The sequence below is a fragment of the Halodurantibacterium flavum genome, from assembly GCF_042681825.1.
In the GTDB taxonomy this organism is placed as follows: Bacteria; Pseudomonadota; Alphaproteobacteria; order Rhodobacterales; family Rhodobacteraceae; genus Halodurantibacterium; species Halodurantibacterium flavum.
In genome coordinates this window covers 108094-133969 of sequence record NZ_JBHUGH010000001.1, presented here as the reverse complement: position 1 = coordinate 133969, position 25876 = coordinate 108094, and the positions used below count along the sequence as shown (strand labels likewise).

The following is a 25876-nucleotide window of genomic DNA, read 5'->3' as shown; positions in this document are numbered from 1 at the left end:
GCTAATCCGTCAGAGATGACCGGCCGGGTTCCGCTAAAATTGATCTTTGACCGACGATTGCTCAAATTTCCGACCGTCGCTCGCAAGCTATATCCATAAGTTCGACAACATCCACCAGCTTCATGAGCAGGGCACATTTCAGCGCCCTTGTTGCTTTCGCGTTCAGCCGGAGCGAGCAGAGGGAATGCCTATTTCGGGGCGCTCAGCAATTGCTGCTCTCGCCGGAAAATGCTGCCGCAGGCAAGGAGGCGAACGACCATGTTGCCCCGAGACGAGAACCACCCCTTCCGGGGCCATGTGCCGAACGGCCGGTTCGTGTGGTCTGAACAGGGGTGCACCCGCCAGCGCCGCTGATGCGCTGACCTTGATATCCGGATGGCGTTTCATCACGATCGCGTCCTGGCAGGGCAGCTGGTCGAACAAGACCGGACTTTCGCCTGCGGGCTGAACAAGGGATGACAGGCCGCTGCAAAAGGTCAAGGTCTCGTCCTCCTGGCTGCAGGGAAGCTGTGGCAAGTTGATCGAACCTTAGCAATCGGTGTTGGCCGCGGCGATGCAGAAGCTGCCGACTTGGTGCCGATTTTGCGGTCTTCTGCCTTCGGTGGCCCCCCACCCTGAGCACCTGCTCGGAAATCGGCCAGTGACGGAAGCTGCGAACCTGCCATGTCGCCGGACCGACACCGGGGATCGTCATGAATCAGCGGAAAAGCTCGCCGTTCTCGACGAAGCGGTGTTCCGAAACCTGCGTCACGCGTGGGGATGATCGCGGCGCAGGGCGCCGCCAGAACGGACATTCCGAATTCGGATTACCAGGTGCCGGCTGGATCGTGGACATGCCCGATAGCAGTAGTATCGATTAGAACGGTGGGTCGATGGCATCCAGTGCGGCGCACACGCCGGCACCGTAATCAGGGTGAACTTGCGAAAAGAGCCCAAGCTGCCGCTCAACGATCCCGGCGGGAACATCCGTCATGGCCGCCGCGATGTTCGCGAACAATCGAGCCTTTTGCCCGCAGTCGAAAAGCGTGAATAGGGCACGGGGTTGGCTGAAATCGTCATTGCCTTCTCGGAGATCGAACCGGAAGGCAGGGCCATGCAGATCCAGCGGAGGCTCGATGAACGATCCGTCCTCTTTCGGACCGCTGAAGCTGTTCGGTTCGTAATACGCGTCAGGATTGGACAGGTTGTCAAAAAAGCGCATCGCACCGTCCTTGTGGTAATGATGCACGGGGCAGAGCGGCCGGTTGACGGGAAGTGCTTCATAATGCGTTCCAAGCCGGTAGCGATGGGCATCTGCGTAGGCAAATATCCGGCCCTGTAGCATCCTGTCCGGTGAATGACCGATGCCGCGCACGACGTTCGACGGGCTGAAAGCAAGTTGTTCAACCTCGGCAAAATAGTTTCGAGGATTACGGTTGAGTTCCAGCACGCCGACTTCGATCAGCGGAAAACCGGCGTGTGGCCAGACCTTGGTGATATCGAAAGGATTGAACGGAACTGCAGCCGCCTGTTCATGTGTCATGATCTGGACCTGCATGATCCATTGCGGGAAAATCCCCGCCTCGATCGAGCCGAACAATGCTTCCTGATATCCTTCGCGGGTTCGCCCCACGACCTCTTGCGCCTGAGCATTGGTGTAATGGCGGTGCCCTTGCCGGGTCTTGAAATGGAACTTGACCCACACACGTTCGCCCTTGTCATTCCAGAGACTATACGCGTGGCCTCCGTATCCGTTCATGTGCATGGGGCTGACGGGAAGTCCGCGATCCGAAAAGAGAATGGTCACCTGATGCAGGCTTTCAGGGGAAAGCGACCAGAAATCCCACATGGCCGTTGGCGACCGCAGATTGGTGCGCGGATGACGCTTTTGAGTATGAATGAAGTCGGGAAACTTGAGTGGGTCGCGGACGAAGAAAACCGGCGTGTTGTTGCCGACCAGATCCCAGTTGCCCTCCTCGGTGTAGAACTTGAGGGCGAAGCCGCGAACATCCCGCTCATGATCGGCAGCGCCCATTTCCCCCGCAACGGTGGAAAAGCGCGCGATCATCCGGGTCCTGGCGCCCGGTTGCAACACGCGTGCACAGGTCAGATGCGAGATGTCTCCCGTGATCCGCAAAACTCCATGCGCGCCCCAACCCTTTGCATGGACGATGCGCTCCGGGATACGTTCGCGGTTCTGATGGGCCAACTTCTCGATCAGTTGCCAATCCTGTATCAGGATCGGTCCACGTTCACCGGCTGTCAGACTGGCCTGATTGTCGCCCACTGTCGCACCTGCAGTTGTTGTCAACGGCATGCTCCGATGCTCTTCCTCACGCATCTTCGGTCCTTTCTGCGCAGTTTCTGCCATGTGTCGGTTGACGGACATGTCAAGAACAACCTTAGCGGGTTCGCGCAGATGCACGTCGCTCCACCTGCTGCGGTGATGCAAATCTTGCGATATGTTTTCTGGGGATTGGCGGAGGCGGCCAGTGCCAGGAAATGACCGCCGGCGGTAGTAGGGCGCAAGATCGGCACCTTTGCAGCAGCCCATGCGTCGCGGTTGTTCGTGATCCTTCTTAGTCTTGGATCGGATCGAGAGAGCAACGCGCCCGGGCAGAGCTTTACGATCCTTGTATGACGAAAGGATCGCAAATGCATTCCATCAATGGCTTGATTCAGTCAGCCCTCACTCGGCGCGCGGTGCTCAGTTCAGCCGGCGCGTTCGGAGCGGCGCTCATTCTTCCCCTCCCCGGTCTCGCCCAACCTTATCCCACAGGAGATTTTGCAATGGCAACGATAACTACCGCAGATGGCACGCGTCTATTCTACAAGGACTGGGGCCCGAAAGATGCGCAACCGGTCATGTTTCATCACGGGTGGCCTCTGAGTTCCGACGACTGGGACAACCAGATGTTGTTCTTTCTTGCCGAAGGCTATCGGGTGATAGCGCATGACCGACGTGGTCATGGTCGGTCGGACCAGACCGATACAGGCAATGAGATGGATACCTATGCCGCCGACGTGGCGGAGATCGTGAAGGCCCTCGATCTGCGCGATGTCGTCCATATCGGACATTCGACAGGTGGCGGCGAGGCGGCCCGCTATGCTGCCCGCGCCGAGCCTGGGCGGGTCGCCAAGGTCATACTGATCGGTGCGGTACCGCCCGTGATGGTGCAGTCCGACAAGAACCCGGACGGGATACCGATGGAGGTATTCGATGGCATCCGGTCAGCGCTTGTGGCGAACAGGGCGCAGTTCTTCCTTGATCTTCCGAGTGGGCCTTTCTACGGCTTCAACAGGGATGGCGCCACAGTCAGCCAGGGTCTGATCAATAACTGGTGGCGTCAGGGGATGGCCGGTGGCGCAAAGGCACATTACGATTGCGTTGCTGCTTTCTCTGAGACCGATTTCACCGACGATCTGACTGCACTTAACGTGCCGGTATTGTTCGTGCATGGCGAAGACGATCAGATCGTTCCGATCGAGAATTCGGCACACAAGGCGATGAAGCTTGTCCGAGACGGAACGCTCAAGAGCTATCCCGGACTTTCACACGGCCTGTTTGCCACGCATCCGGATGTGGTGAACCCGGACCTGCTTTCCTTCGTTGCCGCGTGACGTAGCGCCCTGGTCACTGGGCACGAAGCAACCCAAGATGTCTTGCGGGTTTAGCTCCGCAAGACGTCATCAGCGCGGGACAGAATGTCGAAGCTTGTCGGCAGCTATAGAATTATAGCCTCGGACTCGCCCGGTTCCGTCCCCGCTGTAGCACCGGAGCGCGGCGTCTTCGAGACATGCGCGATGCGCTGTCAAAAGGCCGCAGACGGGTCCGGTGATGCTCTTTATCCGACCGGTTTGCGATGACTTGACGGACCGGCGCAGCAAAAGTGCGGCTGGAAACGGTTCTCGACTACTTCAGCGATCCGGATCCGCAAGGCTGCTCCGCGGGCATCATCCCCCCTGCCTGTGGTTTGGCGCCGCCGCGGCCCCGCCTCTGACGCATGCGGGGCCGCGCCCCTGCAAACGCGAGCTTTGCGACGCGCAGGCGCATCTTGCCGATGCGGGCGGCTTTGCGCCGAGGACCTATGGCAGGCCATTGCCCGGACCGCCCGTCAAGCGACAGCGCGCCATGTCGCAGGTGCCTTATTGGCGGGCGGGCTGGCGGTTACTGACAGAGGGCCGGCAAGCGCCGTGAGGACCCGCGACACACTGGCCATGACCCAGGATTTGAAAGAACAAGACGCATGGAGACTTTCAGAATCGCCATCGCAGGTTTCGGAGGCGTCGGTCGCGCCACGGCAAACCTGCTCCTTGGCCGCCGCGCGCGCTATCGCCAGCTTTACGGGGCGGATGTCCGTCTTGTCGCCGTCTGCGGATCACGGGCCGGGCTGCTTGACGCCGGAGGCCTTGAAGCTGACCGACTGGGTGCACTTGAACCGGGGCAATCAGGACCGGCCTTCATCGAGGCAAGTGGCGCCGACATCCTGATCGAAGCGGGACCGAGCGATTTTCGCACCGGCGGACCGGGCCTTGCCTATATCCGTTCGGCACTGTCGGCGGGCAGGGACACGATCGTCATCTCGAAAGGGGCATTGGTCCATAGCGGAAAACAGCTGCTCGTGCTGGCAAATGACACTGGTGCGATGCTGAAGCTTAGCGGCGCAGCCGCGGCAGCCTTGCCGACGATCGATCTTGTGGAGCACAGTCTGAAGGGCTGTGAAGTGCTTGGAGTCGAGGGCATTCTGAACGCGACGACCAACTACTTGCTGGATGCCATGATGACGAAGGGCATCGACTTCGAGACGGCGCTGAGTGAAGCGCAGCAAGGCGGATTTGCCGAGGCTGATCCCCGCAACGATACCGAGGGCTGGGATACCGCCTGCAAGCTCCTTATCCTCGCCAACTTCGGACTTGGCGCGGACCTGACGATGGACAACCTTCGCGTCGAAGGCATTCAGTCGGTGACACGAGCGCGCCTGGAGGCATGGCGGGCAGAAGGCGTGGTCCCGAAACTCGTCGGCAGTCTTGTCCGCACGAACGACACATTCGAAGCCAGCGTCGGCATCATAACCTATCCGCTCGCCGATCCTCTTGCGAATGTCCGGGGGAAGGACAAGGCAATCCGCATTGTCACCGACGCCATGGGGGAAACGGTCGCGATTGGATCTGGTCGCGAGCCGCTCGCAACGGCCGCCGCCGCCCTGAAAGATCTCGAGCACATCCTGGCCGCAAGGAGCAGCGCACGCGCACCAACAAAAGGGCAATCATCATGACCCGGCTTAGCCTGCAAGCCATTCGCCACGTCCACTTCGAGGATCTCGGAAGCTCTGAGGCTATTCTGCACGAGGCGGGTTACGACATAGAATATCTGGACGTCGCAGACCGTGATCCCTCGGCAATAGATCCGCTCGCGGCCGACCTTCTTGTGGTGCTGGGTGGACCGATAGGTGTCAACGACGCCGATACCTACCCGGTGGTAAGCAAGGAAATTGACTTGCTGAAGGCTCGCCTCGCCGCGAACCGGCCGACCATGGGCATCTGCCTCGGCGCACAACTCATGGCGGCGGCCCTCGGTGCCCCGGTCTATCCGGGGCCCCGCAAGGAGATTGGCTGGTCTACCCTCGAACTGACAGCATCCTCAGGTCAGAATCCCCTTGCCGCGCTCCAAGGGGTTCCGGTTCTGCATTGGCATGGAGATACATTCGACCTGCCGGATGGATGCGAGCTTCTGGCGTCCACCACGATCTGCCGGAACCAGGCGTTCTCTCGCGGCCCGAACATTCTTGGTCTCCAGTTTCACCCCGAGGTAGCTGTGGCCCGGTTCGAACACTGGCTTCTGGGTCATGCCAGCGAACTGTCGACTGCGAACATCAGTCCTGTCGCGCTACGCCGCGACGCGCAGCTTTATGGGAAGGGCCTCGAGGCCGCCAACGCGCGAGTCCTGCGCGGCTGGCTCGCGCAGATCGAACGCTGAGCTCTTCGGGGCCCGGCAAGCCTTGCGTCTCGGCTGGCAGGGGTCAGAGCTGATGCGGCGCGTCGGGCGGCTGATGCGGACCCGGGATTGCCGCTGAAAGAACGAGTTCAAGCAACTGCCGATCATAGGGCCCATCAGGCGCAATATTCTCGGAGATATTTGTTTCCTGAACATGGCACTAAAACGGCGAATAACTGAAAGAGATCAACATGCCGAGGTATTACCAAAGTCGCTCAACATGCCGCATGTACCTGTTCCTGTTTCCGCGACAGAGCTCCCCGATTTTGACGCTACGGTCGCCTGCCGGGCAAGCCTATTCCTATAGATGAATTGTATTTCAGGAGAATATCGTGCGCAGAATCCTCGTAGTGAATAGCAGCGTCTCAGGCGACACGTCTGTATCCCGCTCCCTCGTAGATTACGCAGTTAAGCGTCTGCTGGAATCCGATCCGGATAACATCGTGGTGCAGCGCGATCTCGGCTATGGCCCCATTCCTCATCTGACGCCGGCTACGGTCGCAGGCATCAGGGGGGTCGCGACTACGCCTGATGAGATGGCGGCACAGGCGCTATCGGATCAACTGATCGAGGAACTGCGCGCCAGTGACGTCATTGTCTTCGGCGTGCCGATGTATAACTGGAGTGTGCCGACATCGCTCCGCGCGTGGTTCGATCACGTGCTGCGACCGCGCGTGACCTTTGCCTATGGCGAGGATGGCCCGAAGGGCTTGATCGGCGGAAAACGCGCGATCGTGATTCAAACGCGCGGGGGCGTTTATACCGAAGGACCGACAAAGCCAATCGATTTCCAGGAACCCTATATGCGGCAGCTTCTTGGCTTCATCGGCATCAAAGACGTGGCCTTCGCCCACGCGGAACGTATCGGCTACGGTCCCGAAGCCCGCGACGCCGGTATCGTGACTGCCAAGTCGGAGATCGATGGCATCACGGCTCGCATGATGTCGCGGCTGCACTAGAGGGAACCGATCAAGCTTTCGGTCGACTCCGATGCGATCATCCGGGTCAATCTGACTTGCCCCGAACGGCAATATGCAACTCAGAGGGCGGCCGGTGGATACCCCGGGCCGCCCCTCATGATTTTTATCGTCCGGCGTAAACGGTCATTCGAGAAGAAGGCGCGCCGCCCACCTCAATCCGCCCTTGCAGAATTAATCAGCCGTCATTCCATCAGGCAGGTCGCTCAACGGAATAGGCCCTTTGCCGCCCTTCAATTGCGGCCCTGCTCTTTCTCGTCGAATTCTGCCCTGGATGCTTCGATGTCCTGCCATGTGTCCCGTATCCAGTCGGTAAACCCGGCCAGCGGCTTCAACATCGACTTTCCTCGCTCCGTCAGCTCATACTCCACGCGGGGCGGCAGTTCAGTGTAATAATGCCGCACGACCAGACCATCCCTTTCAAGGTTTCGAAGGGTCAGAGTCAGCATTCGTTGCGAGATGTCAGGGATGCCGCGCCTGAGCGCCCCGAACCGCATGGGCGCATCGGGAGAGAGCGAAAGCAGCGAGATAACGAGGATCGTCCACTTGTCGCCAAGTCGCGCCAGCACGCTTCCCGGAGCGCAGGGCGTCAGTACCGGCCCATGCGACGTTTCGATGACAGGCCGACCATTGATCTCTCGCGCCATCTGAACCTTCTCCAATGTTAGTTCTCTTTATGTGCCCAAGGACCAAGAATGTGCCGTCTTGTGCGGCCTTCGCAATAGTTCCACATGGTAACCTCAAATAGTTATTAAGGAGAACTGACATGTCAAGCTCACCGGAATTCCTGGTCTTCGGAGCCACAGGCCAGCAAGGCTGTGTTGTGGCGCGGGCGCTGCGCGAAGCAGGCCGTGAGGTTCGCGCCTTCGTGCGCGACCCGCAGAGCGAGAGGGCCAGAGCGCTCGCCGCCGAGGGAATAACGCTCGCGGTGGGCGACCTTTTTGACCGCGCATCGATTGACAGGGCGATGACCGGGATACGCGGCATTTTCAGTGTGCAAGCCAGTTCACCTTCCGGGCTGGTCACAGATGAACAGGAAGTGGCGCAAGGCAAGGCTATCGCCGACAGCGCTGTCGCAGCCGGGGTCGCCCATCTGGTATATTCTTCCGGTGGTGCAGCAGGAAAAGGCCATACGGGCATGGGACATTTCGATAGCAAGTCCCGCATCGAAGATCACATTCGCGGCTTGCCGATTGCTGCGACAATCACGCGTCCCGCCAGCTTTATGGAAATGATGATGCTTCCCGGAATGGGGCTGAATACAGGTGTCTTCACATTCTTCATGCAGCGGCGTCAGTCGATGCAGATGATAGCGCTTGATGACCTTGGGCGTATCAACGCGCAGATACTTCTCCAACCCGGACGTTATGCCGGTCAGACCCTGGAACTCTCGGGGCAGGATATCACCGGGGAATATCTGGAAGAGGCGTTCTCACGTGCGGCAGGTCATCCCATCCGCTATCAGCGCTTTTCCGACGAACTGCTGGCGGGAAATGATTTTCTGCGTCAGCTTTCCGCGCTTGTCGATAAGGGCATCGTGGCCGGAGTCGCAGACATTCCTGCATTGGAGCGCGAGTTCGGGCCAATGCTGAAGCTGGATCAATGGCTTTCCGGCCCGGGCAAGGTTCTATTCGAAGAGGCTCTCAATGCACCTCAGGCAGGCATATCATTGCGGTAGTGCCTGGAACTGGCGGAAGGGGCGCTTTGCCACGCAGACGGCTATCTACCAGGGGGCAGTGACTGCCTCTGGCAGGTGTTGAAGGCGCCCCTAGCCGACCCCCGGGACCTCGCTCCGCTCGACCACTCCGCACAATAGGCAGGTCGTTTGCGACATCACCATGCACGTGCCTTACCCATCACGACGCCCCCAGGCAGGCAGTGACAATCGGACGGTTACGGGCAGTCAATGGCCTAGCGCCGAAATCGTGGTGCTCATGCCATGAAACTGCTGGCCCTGAACGGCCTCAGCTTACAGCCTATCATCGGCATCCTGCCTTTCGGGATGAGAGCCGCTTTGCCTCAATGATGGCAGAGCGTCGTTCTGTCAGATCATCTCAAGCTCGGCAAAAATCCTGATCCAGGCACGCGTCCCCGCGCGAAAGCGCTCCACATCGTAATGTTCGTCCGGCCCGTCGATCGCATCAGTCCCCAGAATGAACCCGACCACAATACCGTCCACTGAAAGCGCCTCATGAAGCTGATGGACCAAGGGAACCGTTCCCCCGCTTCCTTTCAGGACCGCCGGATGGCCCCATTCTGCTTCCAATCCGCGCGCAGTGGCACGGAGATACGGATTGTCTTGAGATAGCATGATTGCCGGGGCATAGCTCGCGCCTTCGAACTCGGCTCTGCAGCCCTCAGGCACCCGGGCCAGAACGAACTCCTTGAAACGTTCGCGAACGAGATCCGGATCCTGCCCTGCCACCAGGCGGAAGCTTAATCGCGCGTGAGCCGTGCCGGGCGTCACGGAGCGGCCTGTGGGTCCTTGATTGCCGCCGGTAACACCGTTGATATCGATTGCTGGCCGCCCCCACATCGCCTCAAGGGCCGAGTAGCCCTGCTCGATCACGCCGCCCTCAAGGCTTACACCGTCGTTCACCCCGGCTTCGGCAGAAAGCTGTCGCCACTGGTCGCGGCGCATTGCGGGAATATCCTGAACGCCGTCATAGAATCCGTCGATCGCGATGCGACCGCCCTCATCGTGAATCGCCGCCAGGATGCTTGAGAGGATACGGAGCGGATTGGCGGCAACTGCGCCAAAAAATCCCGAATGCAGATCGCCGTGCGGAGTCAGGATTGTAACCTTTTCATGCACCAGCCCCTTTAGCTGCGTCGTGATGGCGGGCCGATCGCGTGACCACATATCACCGTCACAGATGAACGCGATGTCGCAGCATAGCTCATCGTGGTGTTGGGCGAGGAAGTCGGGCAGACTTGTCGAGCCGATTTCTTCCTCGCCCTCCAGCAGGACCACGATATCGGCCGGAAACTCTCCATGTATGGCCTTCCATGCCCGCAGCGCCTCCAGCAAGGTCCAGAACTGGCTTTTGCTGTCGGATGCGCCGCGACCGTAAAATCTGTGCAGGCCCTCTTCCTCAATAATTGCCGGCGCAAAGGGCGGATGTGTCCAGTCATCCGGATCTCCTGCAGGCTGCACGTCATAGTGGCCGTAGAACAGTATTCGCCGGCGTGACGAGCTGCTGTGGCATGAGCCTAGTACGACCGGATGCCCCCCCGTTTCGACGATCTTTGCTTGTAGACCCATTGAGATCAGTTCCGCCTGCAGCCAAGCGGCCGCCTTGGCGATCCCCTCGCTCCCCGGCGGATCGATGGAGATTGACGGTATTGCGATCAGGTCTAGCAGCTTGCGGACCGCCGTATTCTCGTGTCGCGCGGCTTCATCCATTACCTTATTCAGCCGCGCGATGGCGTCTGATGTCTGCGCATTCCGATCAATCATGTGTCAAACCACCTGCGCCTGCGGCTTTGGTTGGCCAGAGCTTCGATGAAGCGCTGCATATCGTCCCAAAGCTCGTTCTCGTCCTCGAGGCCGATCGAGACCCGCAGCGTGATGTCAGGATCGATCCAGCGGGTGGCGCTGCGGTTTGCCGCAACCGTCATCGGCGCCACCAGGCTGCGCGTGCCGCCCCATGAAGCGCCGATGACAAACAGCTTCAACGCATCAAGCGCGGCAGTGACATGCGGGGCCACCCTGTCGGGAAAGGTCAGGGTGAAGACACCGCTTCCGCCAAGGAAGTCCCGCTTGAAAAGGGCATGACCAGGGCTTGAGGGCAGAGCCGGGAACAGCACGCGCCGGATCATCGGGTGCCGTGCCAAACGTTCCGCGAACCGTCCTGCCACCGCCTCGCTGTGGCGCAGGCGAAGACCGAGCGTTTCGAACCCGCGCAGGACCAGTGCTGCGTCGTCGGGCGACGCACCGATCCCCATCCGTCCGATCGTCGCCTTGATCCGCGCTGCGAGTTCGGCACTCCTCACGGATATCGATCCCATCAGGACATCCGAATGCCCAGAGACGTATTTCGTCAGCGCCTCGGTCACCAGATCGGCGCCAAGGGTCAGCGGCTTCAGGTTCAACGGAGTAGCCCATGTGTTGTCAACGCCGAGAAGGGCGCCGCCCCCGTGCGCGATGTCGGCGACGGCGGGGATGTCCATGATCTCCATTGTCGTCGAGCCAGGGCTTTCGCACCACACGATCTTCGTTTCTGGCAGCATCCGCGACCGCAGATCGTCAAGGTCGGTTGGATCGAAGAAGTCCGCGACGACGCCCATCCGAACGAGTTCGTTCCGAGCAAGATCGCGCATCGGCGGATATACCGTGTCCGCCAGAAGAACGTGATCGCCGGCCGACAAGAACGGGAGAAGCGCCATTGTATTAGCAGCTTGCCCCGAGGGAACCAGAAAGCTGCGGCAGCCGCCCTCAAGCCGGGTCAGCTTCTCTTCGAGCGTGCGGGTCGTCGGCGTCCCGTAAAGCCCGTAGGCATAGCCGCTGTCACCCCGATCGCCGCGCGCCGCGTAGGCTGCAGCGTCTTCGAATGCGATGGTGGATCCCCGGTGAATCGCGACCCCCAGCGGATCAAACCCCTCCGTCGGCACCTTCGGTGTCACGACACACTGTGTAAGGTCACTCATCTTATTTCCTTTTGCCGTCTTGCTGGGGCCGCTGCCTGTTCATTTCTGCCAAAAGCACTGTCATTTCTGTTTTCATTCGTATTCTCTGTTCTTGAACAGAAGAGGAGCGGGCATGAACCTGCGACAGGTAGAGATTTTTCGCGCGGTCGTGACGCACAGGACGACGGCCCGAGCGGCCGAGACCCTGAGGATCTCGCAGCCCGCCGTGAGCAAGATGCTGCAGGCCCTTGAGCAGAGCGTCGGTTTCCCGCTGTTTCACCGCACCAAGGGCCGTCTGGATCCGACAGTCGAGGGGCAGCTTTTCTTTCAGGAAGTCGAGCATGCCTTTGCCGGGCTTGCGAAACTTCGCGGCGCTGCTGCGCGGATCCGTGACTATGGTTCGGGAGAGATCCGCGTCGCGAGCTTGTCGGCGTTTTCGAACAATATAATGCCCCAGGCGATTGCAGGCTTCTTGGCAAAACACCCGGGTATCGCGATCACCTACCATTCGCGAATGTCCTCGGTTGTGCGTGATCTGGTAGCGTCGGGCCAGTTTGATCTTGGTGTTGTGGCTGATGAAATCGACAGGACCGGCGTCGAATGTCGCCCGTTCATCGAGCTTCGAGCAGCGCTGGCCATGCCCGAGGGTCACCCGCTCACGAAGCTTGAAATGGTTCGACCGGCGGATCTGGAGGGACACAACTTTCTGGCGTTGTCGCCCGAGGACACGGCACGCCAGCGAGCTGAGGCAGTCTTCGAGCAAGCTGGCATCAAGGTGCGTACGGTTCTCGAGACACCCTATACCATGAACATCTGCGCTATGGTCGCGAACGGCCTGGGCGTGGGACTTGTCGATCCCATGGCCGCGGATCTTTTCCTCAACCGGGGATTGGTCTTGCGCCCGTTCGAGCCCGCGTTGAATTTCCGGACGTTGCTGATCCTGCCACCGCACCGGCCACCGTCGAGGCAGGTGGAAGCCCTTATCGCAGAGCTTCATGAAGCCGCCGGCATCTGACGGCGGCTTCGGGCGCTCAGCGGCGGCGGGGGCGGCGGCGGCACAAGATTGCATGTCTAAAGCACCTTCGACAGGAATGCGCGGGTCCTGCCATTCCTCGGATTGGCCAGCAGTTCGCGGGGCTCGCCTTCCTCGACAACGCAGCCTTGATCCATGAAGACAAGATGATCGGCGACCTCGCGCGCAAATCCGATCTCGTGCGTGACAAGCATCATGGTCATGCCGTTCTGCGCAAGGTCCTTGATGACGTCCAGCACCTCTCCGACAAGCTCGGGATCGAGCGCCGATGTCGGCTCGTCGAACAGCATGATCTCGGGTTCCATTGCCAATGCGCGCGCAATGGCAACGCGCTGCTGCTGCCCGCCGGAAAGCTGGGCCGGATAGCGATCAGCCAGGTCGTTCAGACCGACACGGTCCAGCAGTTCCAACCCGAGCTTCTTCGCAGCGGCCCGGCTCATTCTCTTCACCTGAACAGGCCCTTCGATCACGTTCTGAAGCGCTGTCTTGTGTGGGAAGAGGTTGAACTGCTGGAAAACCATGCCGGTCTTACGACGTTGCGCATCGATCTGCCGCTCGGCAAGGACATGGAAGCGGCCGCCCCGCTCCTCGTATCCCTGCAGCTCACCGTTCAGGTATACGCGCCCGGCGGATATCGTTTCCAGCTGGTTGATGCAGCACATCAGCGTGGACTTGCCTGAACCGGATGGCCCGATGACCACGCAGACTTCGCCCCGAGCGATCGTCAGATCGACGCCCCGAAGCGCGTGTACCGGACCAAAGAACTTGTGGATACCCTCCAGCGAGACGACAGTGTCATCAGACATGCCTGCCCCCGACAAAATCCTGACCTCTGCCGAAATGGCGTTCGAGATAGTGTTGCCCGACCATCAGCACTGAAGTGATCACAAGATACCAGAAGCCCGCGACCATGAGCATCGGCACCGGCAGGTAGATCCGGTTGGCAATGGCGTTGGTCGCAAACATCAGGTCCAACGTGAACGGCACCGCCAGTACCAGCGACGTGCCCTTCAGCATGCCGATCGTCTCGTTTCCGGTCGGCGGGATGATCGTCCTCATCGCCTGCGGCAACAGGATCCGCCACCAGATCCGCCCGCGCGACATCCCGATCGCCTGCGCGGCCTCCGTCTGGCCGCGTCCTATGCTCTTGAACCCTGCGCGGAAAATTTCCGCGAGATAGGCGCTCTCATTGAGACCCAGCCCCAGCACCGCCGCAACCGACGCGGTGACGATCAGGTTCGTAGGGACGCCTACGATTTCGGGGCCGAACGGAACCGAAATCGACAGACGCGGGAACAGCACCGCAAAAAGCCCCCAGAACAGAAGCTGCGTGTAAAGGGGCGTTCCGCGAAAGAACCAGATCCACAGCCAGGCCAGGATCCGCAGGATCGGGTTGCCACAGTCGCGCATGAGGACAAGCGCGCCCGCGCAGACGATGGCCAGCAGCATCGCGACGACGGTCAGGAGCAGAGTCCAGCCGACGCCCGCGAGCACGGTCGGTGCAAAAAGATACTGGAGAAATACGTCCCAGTGAAAATTGGGGTTCTGCAGCAGGCTCTGGGCTATCTGAGCAGCGAGGATGCCCAGAATTACGACTGCAACCCAGCGACCCGGGTGGCGGCGCGGAACAACTATGTTCCGCGCCACTTTCTGGCTCTCTCCCTTTCTGAGGTCATCAGAGGAAAGCGAGTCAGGGGTGCCAGGCGTCGTCATGTCAGAACGGCGTTTCAGGATTGATAAGTGCCTCGTCAACGGCGAAATGGGTTACGCCCCACATCTCAAAGATTTCACCATAAACACCCGTGTCGATGAGGTGGTTCAGTGTGTCTGCAATCAACTGCGTCAGCTCATCGTCGGACTTTGTGATGGCAATTCCATTCAGCCCGCGCCGCGACATCGCGCCGACCGGGACGAGATTTTCCAGCCGCCCGCCCGATCGGGCCACTGCATAGGCGGCGGTGCCACCCCCGGTCGCGGTCGCATCCGCACCGCCAACAGCCACACGTGTTATCGCTTCGGTCTGCGCTGAAAATGGCAGCATTTCCACCGCAGGCTTACCTGCAGCCACACAGGCTTCACTGTCTGCGACAATATTCGTTTCATAATATGTACCCGGCATGATCGCCACCGTGGTTCCGCAATAGTCGCCGGGATCGAAACCCGTGGGATTGCCCGACCGAACGACCCACAAACTCTGGGTGTCCGAGTAGCTTACAAAGTTGACGACGCTCATCCGCTCGTTGGTGATGGAAAACGCGTTGAGGCCGATGTCGTACATGCTGCCCAGGGCCGGCAGAATCGAAGGGAAAGCGGCGGTACGGGACTCGAATTCAAGATCCAACGTTCTGGCAATTGCCCTGCCGATATCGATATCTATACCTACCGGCGTTTGGCCGTCATCACCGGAAAGATATTCCCATGGCGCGTATGCATTATCGGATCCACTGACAAGCACGCCTCGTTCGCGAATTTCCGCGGGAACTCGTGCGGCCAGGTCTTGCACGACCCCGACATTGGACAGGTCGTAGACCTCGGCCTCGGAGACCGTTGACATCGCCAGCAACCCTGCTGCGGAAAGCGCGGCGCGGCATTTTGGATTACTTCTGTACATTTCCGTGGCCTTCCCTCTTATGTGACAAGATAGAATATACCTGTTTCTGATGCTCCAGACGGAATAGTATCAGCGATGCCTTCCCATAAGGGTAGAAGAGGAAGGTCTATTCCGTCCAATACAAAGTGAGGCGCAATCAATTCTCTAAAGTTATGACATTCTGCGGCGCGGGGCACCGGTGATTTAAAGGAAGCAAGACATTGTTTCAGCGTAACAGCGAAGCCGGGCATTCACGTGCAGCTTCCTGCGGTTGGACGGTGCATGTCCGCGTCATCATCCGCGGACAGCGCGCGACGGGTTGGTCCGGTTCAGTTCAGGACTAGCCCTTTATCATGGCAAGAACAAGACGGCGGTGGCGAGGTCACTGACAGGGCCGGGAAACCGTTACCGAAAACCGCCGCAGGCCCTGACTGTCTGGAACACCTACGCGATCTTGGTCGTGGCGTCCGTCCTGAATTCGGAGGCGCGCGCAAACTCTTCGATCAGCATTTCGGTAAAGACCCTGACCTTCCGGGCCGGATGCGAGCTCGGCGGTCTCACCACGAATAAGCCGGCCGGGCGCACAGGGTACCGCTCCATAACGTTGATGAGCATACCGGATTCAAGGTATTCCATAACAAGACCTTCTGGAAGCATGGCGATGCCGAGCCCGGCCAAAGCGGCGGCGACAAGCGCTGTGCCGTTGTCAGCCTTGAAACGTCCCCGTGGGCGGACGGTGACAATTTTATCCTCGTCCATGAAATGCCAGCTTTCCGTGCCCTGCATGAGACACTCATGGGAAAGCAGATCATACGGAGTCTCTGGCGCACCACGGCTGGAAATGTAGTCCGGTGTAGCGACCAGCCTTCCAAAGATCGGGCCTATGCGTTTTGCAATCATGTAGGAATCGGGCAGATACCCAAGCCGTATTGCGCAGTCATAACCCTCGGCAACGAGATCGACATGCCGATCGCTGTAGCAGGTATGGACATGCAGATTTGGATGCTGCTGTGCAAACTTGGCCAGGAATGGTGCAAGATGGGTTGTTGCGAACGACAGGGGTGCAGAAACGCGAAGACGACCGCGCAACTCCCCGGCTGGCAAAATGGTTTCCTTGGCTTCGTCGATCTCGGCGGTCACTCTGGCGGCATAGTTCCGGAACGTCTCGCCCGCTTCCGTAAGACCGGCTCCGCGGGTCGTTCGGGCTAACAGCTGGACCCCGAGGTCCATCTCGAGCCTCGCCAGCCGCCGGCTCACGATCGATTTCGAGATACCGAGCCGTTGCGCCGCAGCCGTTACACCACCGGCATCGGCGACCTCAATGAATGTCCGCAGCTCTTCAATTTCCATTCCAAGTTCCCGAAAACGCGACACAGGTCTCAGTTTTTGAAGCTACCGTATCAATAAGGGGAATGGCAATCTCTGCCACGGGCGGTCGATAACAGTGCGCGCCTGCAGGCCTGCCGCTGTGCTGTCGCACGACGAACATGAAACTGTCGAGCATCTCTTGCGGGATCTCTCACGGAAAGGAACGGCAAAATGTCAGCGGATACCGACTTGTTCAACATGCAGGCCGCACCGATGCGGATCGGCCTGGTACGGCTCAGGCTCGCGCGGGGTCCCTCGCCAGACCGCGAACGGACTCGCACGATCGAAGCAGTAACCGGTGGAATCTGACGCCTGCCGAACCACACCGAAAGGCATGTGCGATTCAGCTCGCTACTTGCGCAGATGACGCCCGGCAGCGCAACGCCGTTCCGGCCGATTATCGTCCCCGCGTTCGCCGCTGGATGAACATTGGAGGCGCGAGGTCGGAGCCGATACTGCCTCATGGACCATGCGGGGGGCCGAGGGCGGGAGGAGTCCGTTCGGATACGGGCCGTATGCTACTTGACATACGGGGTGTATCCAGACTAAATCACATACGGCCCGTATATCGAATGCGAGCGAAACAGCGATGCGCCCGCCGTGGCGCCTGAAGCAGGCCACCAGATGGCCTTGGAAAACAAAGGAACCTGATATGGCAAAACGTGATGCTGTCTTCCCTGCGGATCGCCATGCTCTCTATGAAAAGCACGGATATTCGGCTGCAGTTCGTTCCGGAGACTTGCTCTTTGTTTCGGGACAAGTTGGTAGCCGTGCGGACGGTTCGCCCGAGCCTGACTTTGCCAAGCAAGTCCAACTTGCCTTCGATAACCTGAAGGCGACCTTGGCTGCCGGTGGGTGTGATTTCGACGATATTGTCGATGTCACCACATTCCACACCGACCCCGAGGCCCAGTTCGAGACGATCATGGCGGTGAAAAGCAAGATCTTCTCGGCGGCACCCTATCCGACATGGACCGCAATTGGTGTCAACTGGCTTGCAGGCTTCGATTTCGAGATCAAGGTCATCGCCCGTATCCCTGCGAAGGGCTGATGCCACCTGCCGTCTATGGGCGGTTCAGACGGAACTGACCCAGATCGGGGCGGGCAGCAAAAGCATGTCCGCCCGCGATTTGCCCTCGCAGACGAACCTTCCGGTGCAGATGCCAATCCGCGCCGGGCGGGTTGAAGAACTGTGAAGCATTTCCCGCACGATCCAACCCGCTGCCGCCGGCCAACCTGCGGCAGCGTATAACCACTGCGAATAGAACCATGACGAAAAAGCCTTGGACGGCATGCGGGGTTCTAATTTAATCTGCCCTGAAGGTGGCCCTGCCGCCACCGGCTTTTCGGCCAAGTGGCCGAAAAGTCGAAGTATTACCGGCAGGGATAAGGTCGCCGATACCCTCGCAGAAGCGCACTGCCAAGCATTCAGGGCGCTTGAGCGGTGATGCATCTGCGCCATCGACCACCTGCGCCACACTAACCGGCGCCGAGGCGGCAGCCACCTGATTAGGATACGCAGAAAATGACGATGCTCCCCCTTTCAGCCTCCGCTCAATGGTACCGCCAGGGCCACTGCGGATATAACGTACGTAGCATGAAATCCCCTGGCTCCGTCCTCGATCTGCTTGAAATAGAGCGCCCCCCCGGTTCGATGTCGCGCGCTGCCACACCGGATCTCCTGCTGTGCCAGGACTTGCAGGGCGGAGCATATGTGTCAGGTAACTGGGGAGGGGGGCGTTTCAATACGACAAGCGAAAAAGGCGCACTTTATCTAGCTGCGCCGAACTTCGCCCCTGTGTCCACAGTGGACACCACCCACCACATTCGTACAATTGCATTTCCTGTGGCGCATTGGCAGAAAATAGTCGACGAGGCCGCAGGCGGCGAATTCTCGTTCGAGTCCCTGCAGCTTTACGGCGGATCATTTCACTCTTTGGCCATTCGCACTGCGCTCCGGAACCTGTGGCGCTTGTCGGACGATGAGGGCGCGCCATCTCGCTTGCTGGCGCAGGCCGCCGGGTGCGAGATACTTGCTGAACTCTGTCGGTTGAGCGGAACACCGTTCAAGCCGGTAAAGGGTGGTCTTGCGCCGTGGGCAGAGCGCCGCTGTACAGAACTTATGCGGGCGCGACTGTCCGAGGACATCAGTCTCGACGAGCTGGCAGCCGAGGCGCAACTCTCCACGTTCCATTTTGCGCGCATGTTCAAGCAGAGCGTCGGTGTCCCCCCCCGGGTCTATCTGACGCGGCTCAGATTGGAGCGTGCGTGCGAGCTTCTCGAAATGACCGACCGCCCCGTCACGGACATCGCCTATGAGGTGGGGTATTCGTCGAACCAGGTACTCGCCCGGGTATTCCTGAGGCACCAGCAAACGACCCCCAGCGACTACCGTCGTGCAATGCGCGATCCGGTGAATTCGGCAGTCAGGCACTAACACCCAGACTGTCGGACAGGGATAGGTCAAGCTACTGCCCGCGCCCGCTGATCGGTGCCGGTAGCGGCCAGTTCAGGGGCTCGGGCAGTAACGAGAGTCAGCAGACGGTTGAGTGAACTGTAACCGCAACCCGAAGACGGTCGCCGGATCAGGAGGGCCGGCTGCCCCGGCCAGGTGAACCGGATGACGGCTGCGGGCCACCTCCATCGGCCCCCGGGCGGGGCGCTCGATGTGGCGGCCGACCTCCTGATCACCGCTTTCCGCAAGGAAACGGGTCGGCGAAATGACGTTGTTGCCGTGAACGTACGCGCCCCGGGATGGCATCTGCTCAGCCATCTTCGCTCAACTGGCGACCAGTCGCACCGGTCCCGGGCGGGCGCGGCGGCTGTCGGCTCGATGGGCGGGACGCGTGATCACGTTGCCGCAGGAACCGGCTCATGGCGTTGACGCAAGGTTGCGTTGCCGGGTTTCGGGCGAGTTCCAGGCAAAGGATTGCGCGGCCCCGGTTTCCGGCGGCAGAACCCAGCCGTCGCGAACCGTGATGCGCAACCTGTCGCCTTCGGGGGGCGTCTCCGCCTCGCAGTGCAGCCGCAGATCAGGCGCCTCCAGCGGCTGAACGGTCAGCAGGTAGCGGTCGCCCAGCAGGCGGCAATCGGTGACCTGCGCGGCAAACCCTTCCGTGAACCCTGTGTCACCCGGCACGATGTCGCGCCGCCGCAGGCAGGCGAGTGCGGCCCCGGGCGCAAGGCCGGGCGGCGCCCGCAGGCTGACCTCCTGCCCGAAAAGACGTGCGCGGGCGGTGGGGCCGGGCGTGATCACCTCGACCGGCACGATCTGGCCGCGCCCGAGAAACCGTGCAACCGTGGCGTTGGCCGGTTCCCGCCAAAGCTGCTGCGGCGCACCGATCTGCAAAAGGCTTCCCGCCGACATCACCGCGATGCGGTCGGCCAGCGCCATCGCCTCGGCCTGATCATGGGTGACATAGACGATGCTGGCGCCGGTCGCGCGATGCAGGCGGCGGAACTCTTCGACCATGGCTTCGCGCAGATGGGCGTCAAGGTTCGCCAGGGGCTCATCCAGCAGCAACAGGCGCGGCTTCATCGCCAGGCAGCGCGCCAGCGCAACCCGCTGCCGTTGCCCGCCCGAGAGCTGCTGGATGCGGCGTTTTTCATAGCCCGCGAGGCCCACTGTCTCCAATGCCTCGGCGACGCGGGCGCGGCGCTCGGCGGCCGCCATCCGGCGCACGCGCAGGCCGTAGCCGACATTGCCCGCCACATCGAGATGCGGCCAGAGCGCGTAGGACTGGAACACCATGCCGATTTCGCGATCCTCGGGGTCGACATGCAGGCCGGGGCCGGAGACGGTGCGATCCCCGATCCGGATCTGGCCGGATGTCGCCCGCTCGAACCCCGCGACCAGGCGCAAAAGGGTGGATTTCCCGCAGCCCGACGGGCCGACCAGCGCCAGAAACTCACCGTCTGCCAGCGCAAGGTCGATGCCGCCTATGATCCGGGACTGGCCGACGGCAAAGCCTGTATTCTCGAGCGTCAGGGCTGCCATGGCAATACTCCTTCCGGCTGGCGGCGCGCCAGCAGCGTGACCGCCCCGGCGAGCCCCAGCACGACCAACAGGACCCAGACCGAGACCGCCGCCGCCATCGTGGTCCGCCCCTCATCGTAAAGCGAGAAGACCACGACGCCCAGCGTCTCGTTCCCGCGGGACCACAAGAGCGCCGAGACCGTCAATTCGGAAAACGCGCCAAGGAACACAAGGATCGCCCCGGCCCCGACCGCGGGTGCGATCATCGGCAGGACGATGGTGAAAAGCCGGCGCAGGGGACGGGCGCCCGCGTTCCGCGCGGCCTCTTCCAGCGCGGGGTCAAGCTGGGTCAGGGCGGCGGCGACCGGGCGCAGCGCAAGTGCAAAGAACCGCGCGAGATAGGCCAGAAGCAGAATCCAGAGCGTGTTGTAAAGGCTGATGCCGAGCCCCGGCAGCGGCGGCAGAAACGCAAGGATGAAGGCGATCGAGAGCACGATGCCCGGCAGCACATAGGGCGCATCGGCCCCCAGGTTGAGCATCCGCGCCGCCCGCGAACCCCGCGCCATCAGCCAGGCCAGCGGCACAGCCGCCGCCATCGTCAGCCCCGCCGCCAGCCCCGCCAGCGTCAGGCTGTTGGCAAAGGCCCGTCGTGTCACACCAAGGTCCGCCACCACATGGATCAGGTTCGCAAGGGTCGCCGTCTGCGCCGTCAGCCGCACGCCCACCGACGGCACCAGCGCCGCCGCGACCAGCGCCGCCAGCGGCAGGATCGCGATCACCGTCATCAGCGCCCAGACCGCGACGCTGACGGGCCATCGCGCCCGCCCCAGCAGAAAGCCGCGATGCCCGCCGCCGGTGCGGTCGGTCGCCACCGCAAACCGGCGCAGCGCCAGCGTCTGCAAGGCGATCCCGGCAGCGGCCATCACCGCAAGGATCAGCGCCAGCGCCGCCACATCCGGCAACGCCGAAGGCCCGAAGCCCGAAAGCCGCTGATAGATGAGGGTCGAGAGGACGGGAAAGCGGCCCGGTATCCCCAAAAGCGCGGGCACGCCGAAATTGCCGATGGCCGAGACGAAGGCCAGCGCGGCGCCTGCGGCCAGCGGCGGCCACATCAGCGGCAGAACCACGCGGCGCACCGCGCCCAGCGGGCGTGACCCGGCGGCGCGTGCGGCGTCGATCAGATCGCCGGGCAGGGCACGCAGCCCGGCGCGCAGGGCCAGAAAGACCATCGGCGCGTGCTCGACCCCCATGACGAGGATCACGCCGCCGCGCCCCAGAAGCGGGTTGCGGGCCGGGCGCAGCGTCTCCAGCCCCGGCATGGCCCAGAGCAGGCTTTGCGGGCCGATCAGCGACATCCAGGCAAGCGCCGAGACCTGCGGCGGGATCAAAAGCGGCAGGATCAGCAGGAAAACGAGCGCCACCCGCCCGCGCAGATCGCTGAGGCCGACAAGGAGCGCCATCCCCCCGCCCAGAGCCACCGAAAGCACGGTCGCCCAAAGCGCCGCATCGAGCGTGTTCAGCGTCGCGACACGCGCCGCCGGGCTGGTCCAGACCTGCGCCAGAAGCCCGACACCCCCGGCCAGCCCGCCGTCGAACACCAACGCCAGAAGCCGCAGCAACGGCCAGAGGCAGAGCCCCAGCACATAGAGGCCGAGGACCACCAGCAGCAGGCCCTCGGCGGACAGGCGTGGTCTTTGGCCCGCAAGGATGCGCAATGGCCCTGCGGTCATCACCCGCCGAACAGATCGGCAAAGCGCTGCTTGATCTCTTCCGATTGCTCAAGCAGCAGCGCCGGGTCGGCCTGGATGATCTCGATCTCGACGTCGGGGAAGGTCTCGGGCCGGTCGATCCCGTCGCGCAGCGGCAGATAGCCCTGCTCGACGTGGAAACGCTGGCCTTCCTCGGAAAGCTGCCAGTTGACGAAGGCCTGCGCCGCCTCGACATTGGTGGCGCTGGACAGGATCGCGACCGGCTCGGTCACCGCCGTCACGCCCTCATCGGGAAAGACAAAGGCGATGGGCGAGCCTTCGGCCGCCGCGTTGAGCGGCATGTAGTCGATGATGATGCCGTAATCGGCCTCACCATTCGCGACAGCCGAAAGGACACCGCCATTGCCGCGCCCGGCGATGGCCCCATGTTCGGCCAGCGTCTCGAAATAGTCCCAGCCAAACCCTTCGGTGTTCGCGACGGTCCCGACATGGATCATCGCCGCGCCGGAATAAAGCGGGCTCGCCATCGTGAGACGGCCGGCAATCGCCGGGTCGAGGAGGTCGGACCAGCTGCTCGCCGGTTCGGACACATTGTCGGTGTTGTAGGCAAAGCCCGTGGTGATCAGCTTGGTCGAGAAATAATGCCCCTCGCTGTCATGCAGGGTGGGGTCCGTGTCGGTCGTGTCAGCCTCCGGAAAGGCCAGAAGGCGGCCTTCGGCCTTGAGCCCCTCCATCACCACCGTATCGGCGATCAGCAGCACATCGGCCATCGGGTTTCCGGCGGCGAACTCGGCTTCGAGCCGGTTCATCACCTCGGTCGTGCCCGAGCGGAAATATTCGATCTCGATATCCGGGTAGCTTTCGTTGAACCGGGCGACAAGCTGGTCCATCTGGTCGCTTGGGGTGGAGGTATAGATCACCAGCGGCCCCGACTGGGCAAGCGCGCCGGTCGCAAGGCTGCCGGCGACAAGGGCAGCAAGGGCGGCAGAAAGGGCGGTGCCGGAAAGGGCGGTCCTGAAGGTCATGCGCAAGGGTCATCTCCCGCTGCTGGTGTTTCACTGACGCCCGCCTGCCTAGCCCCGATGTGTCACAGGCAGATGACATTCGGGAAACGAAGCCCGTGGCGGGGGTCAGCGGCAGGGAATGGAGCGCCCCGGGGTAATCTGCTGCCATCAGCCCAGCTTGATCTGATGGCTGACCATGGTGCCCCCATTCGCGAGATGGAGGTCAAAGGCCGGCGAGACGCCCTCCGGGCTGTGACTTTCGGCACCGGACAGCGACAAGCTCAACCCGTAGCCGATGGGCGGGGCGGTGCTCGCAAGGCAATTCGCCCAGACGGTATGCATGGCGCGGTGGCTATGCCCGGCGATGATACGGCACACGGCGCTGCCCTTCAGCAGACGCGAAAGGGCGCTGGCATTCTGAAAACCGGGCCGGTCCAGATGGGGCGCAAAGGTCGGGAAAGGCGGGTGGTGCAGCGCCAGAATCGCAGGCCCCTGCGCCGCCGCACAAGCGCTCGCCAGCCAGTCCAGCCGGGTCGCATCAAGACCGGCGCCACCATCCGGCAAATTGCTGTCGATCGCGATCAGGTGCAATCCGGCAATCTGCGTCGTAAAGCTCAGATGATCGGGTGCGAAGGCCGCCCATTCCGCAAAGGCTGCCCGGAAGCCGGCGGGATTATCGTGGTTGCCGGGCATCGGCAACAGCGGTACCGGCGCTTCGCGCAAGACAGGAATTGCATGGGCGTAACCCTTGGCGCTGCGGTCGATGACATCCCCGGTCAGAACAATGGCATCGGGCTTGCGGTCCATCCCCGCGATCTGCGCGAAGGCCTGTCGCATCGCCGCGACCGGATCATGGCACGGGTCTGCGCCATCGTCGCGAAAGTGCGGATCCGTCAACTGTGCAATCAAGGCCATTGGTTCATCCCGAAAAGGCGCTGGTTCCCTGCCGTGCCAGCCAGAGGTTGACCACCAGCAGAATGCCCGACGTGAGCGTGATTGCAATCATGCTCATCGCCATGCCCGTCTGCACCGACCCTTGTTCAAACTGGGCAAAGACAAACGTCCCCACAGTGCGCATTCCCGCGGGTGCCAGCATGATCGAGGCCACCAGTTCGCGAGAGGCGATCGCGAAAACCAGCATCATCGCTGCAATCAGCGAGGGGGCCATCAGCGGCAGGGTGACATGGCGCAGGGCGCGCATCTGTGTTGCCCCAGCCACCCGAGCGGCGTCGTCAAGCGAGCCTGAAATCTGACGCAGGCGCGCAACGGCATAGCGGATCGGATAGGGCAGCAGGATGCCGATATAGGCGATCAGCAGGATGCCCGCCGTGCCATAGAGCGTCAGCGGCAGGAAGGGCGAATTCCAGGCCAGAATGATCCCGACGGCAAGCACGATGGCGGGGATGGCGTTGGGCAGGACCGACAGCCCGTCCATGACAGCCCGGCCCCGCCCCGTGCCGCGGACGACAATATAGGCGACCAACCCGCCGATCAGTGCGGTCGAAAATGCCGTGAGCACGGCCAGCCATCCGCTTGTGACCAGCGCCTGTGCGGCGCGGCTGCCGGTCTGGAAGATCGGCGTGTAATGTCGGGTATCGAAATTCGACCAGTTCAACCCGCCCGAGATCGTGCCCATGAAGGATGTGACCGCGATGGCAGTCAGCGGGATCACGACGCCAATCGCCGCGACCAGCGCAAAGAGCGCCACCACCGGCCAGCGCCACGCCCCCAGATCGGCCTTCTCCAAGTCTGATGGCTTGCCCGTCTGGCTGATGTAGGAACGTCGTGTCGCGATCCAGTTCTGCAGCGCAAAGGCCACCAGCACCATCGTCATCAGCAGGACCGAGCCCACCGCCGCGCCCGACAGGTCGATCGGCCAGTCTGACAGGCGGGTGTAGATGCCGGTGACCAACACCTCAAGGCCCGTCCGGGCGGCAAGGGCCGCGGGCGTTCCGAACTCCTCGATCGACATGGCGAACACGATCAGCAGGCTTGCCGCAATCGCCGGGATCGAGAGGGGCAGCGTTATCAGAACGAACGCCTGCATGGGACGCGCGCCATGGACACGTGCAGCAGATGCAAAGCGCCCGCCCACCGTCTCAAGCGCACGAGATACCGCAAAATAGACCAGCGGGAACAGGTTCAGCGTCATCACGAAGGCCACGCCCGCGAAGCTGAAGAGGAAGCGGCCCATATCTACGCCCAGAAGCTGGAACAGGTAGCCGCGCGGCTGCAGTGTCATCATCCAGGCGATGGCGGCAATGAAGGGTGGGATCAAAAAGGGGATGAGGAAGACGACGTCCCAGATGCGCGCGCCGGGGACATGGAACAGACCCCGCAGGACACCAATGGGCAGGCCGAGGATCAGGCAGCCCAGCATGACCGAGAACGCAAGCATCAGCGTGTTGCGTGCCTGAACCAGCAGGCGATCATTCTCGGTCAGGATGAGCAGTTTCGAGAACGCCCCCACGAATGATCCGCGCGCGAACTCGGGAAAGACGGCCTGCAACAGGATGAAGAGCACCGGCAGCCCCACAAGGATCACCAGTGCGCTTGCGGCCAGAAGGGTCAGTACGGATTGGCCGCGCGCCATAAGGGTTCTTTTCCTGAAACCGG

General features: G+C 61.6%; 21 protein-coding genes. 8 read left to right on the top strand and 13 right to left on the bottom strand.

What is annotated here, in order from left to right:
* Positions 1-856 precede the first annotated feature (856 nt).
* Complete coding sequence (locus ACFSGJ_RS00615) at positions 857-2296, bottom strand: catalase (RefSeq protein WP_390258941.1); 1440 nt, start codon at positions 2294-2296, stop codon at positions 857-859.
* Positions 2297-2634: 338 nt separating this feature from the next.
* Between ACFSGJ_RS00615 and ACFSGJ_RS00610 the strand changes: the two genes are divergently transcribed.
* The 4 genes from ACFSGJ_RS00610 (at position 2635) to ACFSGJ_RS00595 (ending at position 6933) form a co-directional block, all read left to right on the top strand.
* Positions 2635-3600, top strand: a complete 966-nt coding sequence (locus ACFSGJ_RS00610; RefSeq protein WP_465262119.1) for an alpha/beta fold hydrolase — start codon at positions 2635-2637, stop codon at positions 3598-3600.
* Positions 3601-4226: 626 nt separating this feature from the next.
* Complete coding sequence (locus ACFSGJ_RS00605) at positions 4227-5255, top strand: homoserine dehydrogenase (protein ID WP_390258570.1); 1029 nt, start codon at positions 4227-4229, stop codon at positions 5253-5255.
* A complete protein-coding gene (locus ACFSGJ_RS00600) occupies positions 5252-5956 on the top strand; it encodes a glutamine amidotransferase (RefSeq protein WP_390258568.1) in 705 nt (234 codons plus the stop codon). The genes ACFSGJ_RS00605 and ACFSGJ_RS00600 overlap by 4 nt, the downstream gene beginning before the upstream one ends.
* Before the next feature lie 350 nt (positions 5957-6306).
* Positions 6307-6933 (top strand): FMN-dependent NADH-azoreductase, encoded by a 627-nt coding sequence (locus ACFSGJ_RS00595; RefSeq protein WP_390258566.1) that lies wholly within the window; start codon positions 6307-6309, stop codon positions 6931-6933.
* Between the two features lie 251 nt (positions 6934-7184).
* Here the strand turns inward: ACFSGJ_RS00595 and ACFSGJ_RS00590 are convergent, their stop codons facing one another.
* The gene (locus ACFSGJ_RS00590; RefSeq protein ID WP_390258565.1) at positions 7185-7613 is read right to left on the bottom strand and encodes a winged helix-turn-helix transcriptional regulator; all 429 of its coding nucleotides are present in this window, start codon (positions 7611-7613) and stop codon (positions 7185-7187) included.
* A 104-nt stretch (positions 7614-7717) separates the two neighbouring features.
* Between ACFSGJ_RS00590 and ACFSGJ_RS00585 the strand changes: the two genes are divergently transcribed.
* Entirely contained in the window at positions 7718-8629 is a 912-nt protein-coding gene (locus ACFSGJ_RS00585) for an NmrA/HSCARG family protein (RefSeq protein WP_390258563.1), read from the top strand.
* Positions 8630-8995: 366 nt separating this feature from the next.
* Here the strand turns inward: ACFSGJ_RS00585 and ACFSGJ_RS00580 are convergent, their stop codons facing one another.
* Together ACFSGJ_RS00580 and ACFSGJ_RS00575 are read right to left on the bottom strand one after the other, a co-directional pair.
* Entirely contained in the window at positions 8996-10411 is a 1416-nt protein-coding gene (locus tag ACFSGJ_RS00580; RefSeq protein WP_390258561.1) for a M20/M25/M40 family metallo-hydrolase, read from the bottom strand.
* The gene (locus tag ACFSGJ_RS00575; RefSeq protein ID WP_390258559.1) at positions 10408-11601 is read right to left on the bottom strand and encodes a trans-sulfuration enzyme family protein; all 1194 of its coding nucleotides are present in this window, start codon (positions 11599-11601) and stop codon (positions 10408-10410) included. Before ACFSGJ_RS00575 ends, ACFSGJ_RS00580 begins: the two co-directional genes overlap by 4 nt.
* A 112-nt stretch (positions 11602-11713) precedes the next feature.
* Between ACFSGJ_RS00575 and ACFSGJ_RS00570 the strand changes: the two genes are divergently transcribed.
* Positions 11714-12595: a LysR substrate-binding domain-containing protein gene (locus ACFSGJ_RS00570; protein WP_390258557.1), complete on the top strand. Its 882-nt coding sequence runs from the start codon at positions 11714-11716 to the stop codon at positions 12593-12595.
* Positions 12596-12651: 56 nt separating this feature from the next.
* Here the strand turns inward: ACFSGJ_RS00570 and ACFSGJ_RS00565 are convergent, their stop codons facing one another.
* The 4 genes from ACFSGJ_RS00565 to ACFSGJ_RS00550 form a co-directional block, all read right to left on the bottom strand.
* The gene (locus tag ACFSGJ_RS00565; RefSeq protein ID WP_390258555.1) at positions 12652-13419 is read right to left on the bottom strand and encodes an amino acid ABC transporter ATP-binding protein; all 768 of its coding nucleotides are present in this window, start codon (positions 13417-13419) and stop codon (positions 12652-12654) included.
* Positions 13412-14260 carry an amino acid ABC transporter permease gene (locus ACFSGJ_RS00560; RefSeq protein WP_390258552.1) on the bottom strand — a complete coding sequence of 283 codons (849 nt, stop codon included), beginning with the start codon at positions 14258-14260 and terminating at the stop codon, positions 13412-13414. Before ACFSGJ_RS00560 ends, ACFSGJ_RS00565 begins: the two co-directional genes overlap by 8 nt.
* Positions 14261-14327: 67 nt before the next feature.
* On the bottom strand, positions 14328-15224 hold the full coding sequence (locus ACFSGJ_RS00555) for a transporter substrate-binding domain-containing protein (RefSeq protein ID WP_390258550.1): 897 nt from the start codon (positions 15222-15224) through the stop codon (positions 14328-14330).
* A gap of 423 nt (positions 15225-15647) precedes the next feature.
* Positions 15648-16553, bottom strand: a complete 906-nt coding sequence (locus ACFSGJ_RS00550) for a LysR family transcriptional regulator (RefSeq protein ID WP_390258548.1) — start codon at positions 16551-16553, stop codon at positions 15648-15650.
* A gap of 670 nt (positions 16554-17223) precedes the next feature.
* On the opposite strand from ACFSGJ_RS00550, the gene ACFSGJ_RS00545 reads away from it, so the two are divergent.
* A complete protein-coding gene (locus tag ACFSGJ_RS00545) occupies positions 17224-17622 on the top strand; it encodes a RidA family protein (protein WP_390258546.1) in 399 nt (132 codons plus the stop codon).
* 546 nt (positions 17623-18168) lie between these two features.
* Positions 18169-19008, top strand: coding sequence for a helix-turn-helix domain-containing protein (locus ACFSGJ_RS00540; RefSeq protein ID WP_390258544.1), 840 nt, complete (start codon positions 18169-18171; stop codon positions 19006-19008).
* Positions 19009-19443: 435 nt separating this feature from the next.
* Here ACFSGJ_RS00540 and ACFSGJ_RS00535 read toward each other — a convergent pair whose 3' ends face one another.
* The 5 genes from ACFSGJ_RS00535 to ACFSGJ_RS00515 form a co-directional block, all read right to left on the bottom strand.
* Positions 19444-20568, bottom strand: a complete 1125-nt coding sequence (locus tag ACFSGJ_RS00535; protein ID WP_390258542.1) for an ABC transporter ATP-binding protein — start codon at positions 20566-20568, stop codon at positions 19444-19446.
* The gene (locus ACFSGJ_RS00530) at positions 20556-22277 is read right to left on the bottom strand and encodes an ABC transporter permease (RefSeq protein ID WP_390258540.1); all 1722 of its coding nucleotides are present in this window, start codon (positions 22275-22277) and stop codon (positions 20556-20558) included. Before ACFSGJ_RS00530 ends, ACFSGJ_RS00535 begins: the two co-directional genes overlap by 13 nt.
* Complete coding sequence (locus ACFSGJ_RS00525) at positions 22277-23281, bottom strand: ABC transporter substrate-binding protein (protein ID WP_390258537.1); 1005 nt, start codon at positions 23279-23281, stop codon at positions 22277-22279. Before ACFSGJ_RS00525 ends, ACFSGJ_RS00530 begins: the two co-directional genes overlap by 1 nt.
* Positions 23282-23428: 147 nt before the next feature.
* Positions 23429-24175, bottom strand: coding sequence for a metallophosphoesterase family protein (locus ACFSGJ_RS00520; protein WP_390258535.1), 747 nt, complete (start codon positions 24173-24175; stop codon positions 23429-23431).
* A 4-nt stretch (positions 24176-24179) separates the two neighbouring features.
* Positions 24180-25853 carry an ABC transporter permease gene (locus ACFSGJ_RS00515; RefSeq protein WP_390258532.1) on the bottom strand — a complete coding sequence of 558 codons (1674 nt, stop codon included), beginning with the start codon at positions 25851-25853 and terminating at the stop codon, positions 24180-24182.
* Positions 25854-25876: the final 23 nt, after the last annotated feature.

Excerpts from the sequence above, each read along its gene's own strand:
- ACFSGJ_RS00615 (WP_390258941.1), bottom strand. The coding sequence starts at position 2,296 with ATGCCGTTGACAACAACTGCAGGTGCGACAGTGGGCGACAATCAGGCC.
- ACFSGJ_RS00610 (WP_465262119.1), top strand. The coding sequence starts at position 2,635 with ATGCATTCCATCAATGGCTTGATTCAGTCAGCCCTCACTCGGCGCGCG.
- ACFSGJ_RS00605 (WP_390258570.1), top strand. The coding sequence starts at position 4,227 with ATGGAGACTTTCAGAATCGCCATCGCAGGTTTCGGAGGCGTCGGTCGC.
- ACFSGJ_RS00600 (WP_390258568.1), top strand. The coding sequence starts at position 5,252 with ATGACCCGGCTTAGCCTGCAAGCCATTCGCCACGTCCACTTCGAGGAT.
- ACFSGJ_RS00585 (WP_390258563.1), top strand. The coding sequence starts at position 7,718 with ATGTCAAGCTCACCGGAATTCCTGGTCTTCGGAGCCACAGGCCAGCAA.
- ACFSGJ_RS00580 (WP_390258561.1), bottom strand. The coding sequence starts at position 10,411 with ATGATTGATCGGAATGCGCAGACATCAGACGCCATCGCGCGGCTGAAT.
- ACFSGJ_RS00575 (WP_390258559.1), bottom strand. The coding sequence starts at position 11,601 with ATGAGTGACCTTACACAGTGTGTCGTGACACCGAAGGTGCCGACGGAG.
- ACFSGJ_RS00570 (WP_390258557.1), top strand. The coding sequence starts at position 11,714 with ATGAACCTGCGACAGGTAGAGATTTTTCGCGCGGTCGTGACGCACAGG.
- ACFSGJ_RS00565 (WP_390258555.1), bottom strand. The coding sequence starts at position 13,419 with ATGTCTGATGACACTGTCGTCTCGCTGGAGGGTATCCACAAGTTCTTT.
- ACFSGJ_RS00555 (WP_390258550.1), bottom strand. The coding sequence starts at position 15,224 with ATGTACAGAAGTAATCCAAAATGCCGCGCCGCGCTTTCCGCAGCAGGG.
- ACFSGJ_RS00550 (WP_390258548.1), bottom strand. The coding sequence starts at position 16,553 with ATGGAAATTGAAGAGCTGCGGACATTCATTGAGGTCGCCGATGCCGGT.
- ACFSGJ_RS00545 (WP_390258546.1), top strand. The coding sequence starts at position 17,224 with ATGGCAAAACGTGATGCTGTCTTCCCTGCGGATCGCCATGCTCTCTAT.
- ACFSGJ_RS00540 (WP_390258544.1), top strand. The coding sequence starts at position 18,169 with ATGAAATCCCCTGGCTCCGTCCTCGATCTGCTTGAAATAGAGCGCCCC.
- ACFSGJ_RS00535 (WP_390258542.1), bottom strand. The coding sequence starts at position 20,568 with ATGGCAGCCCTGACGCTCGAGAATACAGGCTTTGCCGTCGGCCAGTCC.
- ACFSGJ_RS00530 (WP_390258540.1), bottom strand. The coding sequence starts at position 22,277 with ATGACCGCAGGGCCATTGCGCATCCTTGCGGGCCAAAGACCACGCCTG.
- ACFSGJ_RS00525 (WP_390258537.1), bottom strand. The coding sequence starts at position 23,281 with ATGACCTTCAGGACCGCCCTTTCCGGCACCGCCCTTTCTGCCGCCCTT.
- ACFSGJ_RS00520 (WP_390258535.1), bottom strand. The coding sequence starts at position 24,175 with ATGGCCTTGATTGCACAGTTGACGGATCCGCACTTTCGCGACGATGGC.
- ACFSGJ_RS00515 (WP_390258532.1), bottom strand. The coding sequence starts at position 25,853 with ATGGCGCGCGGCCAATCCGTACTGACCCTTCTGGCCGCAAGCGCACTG.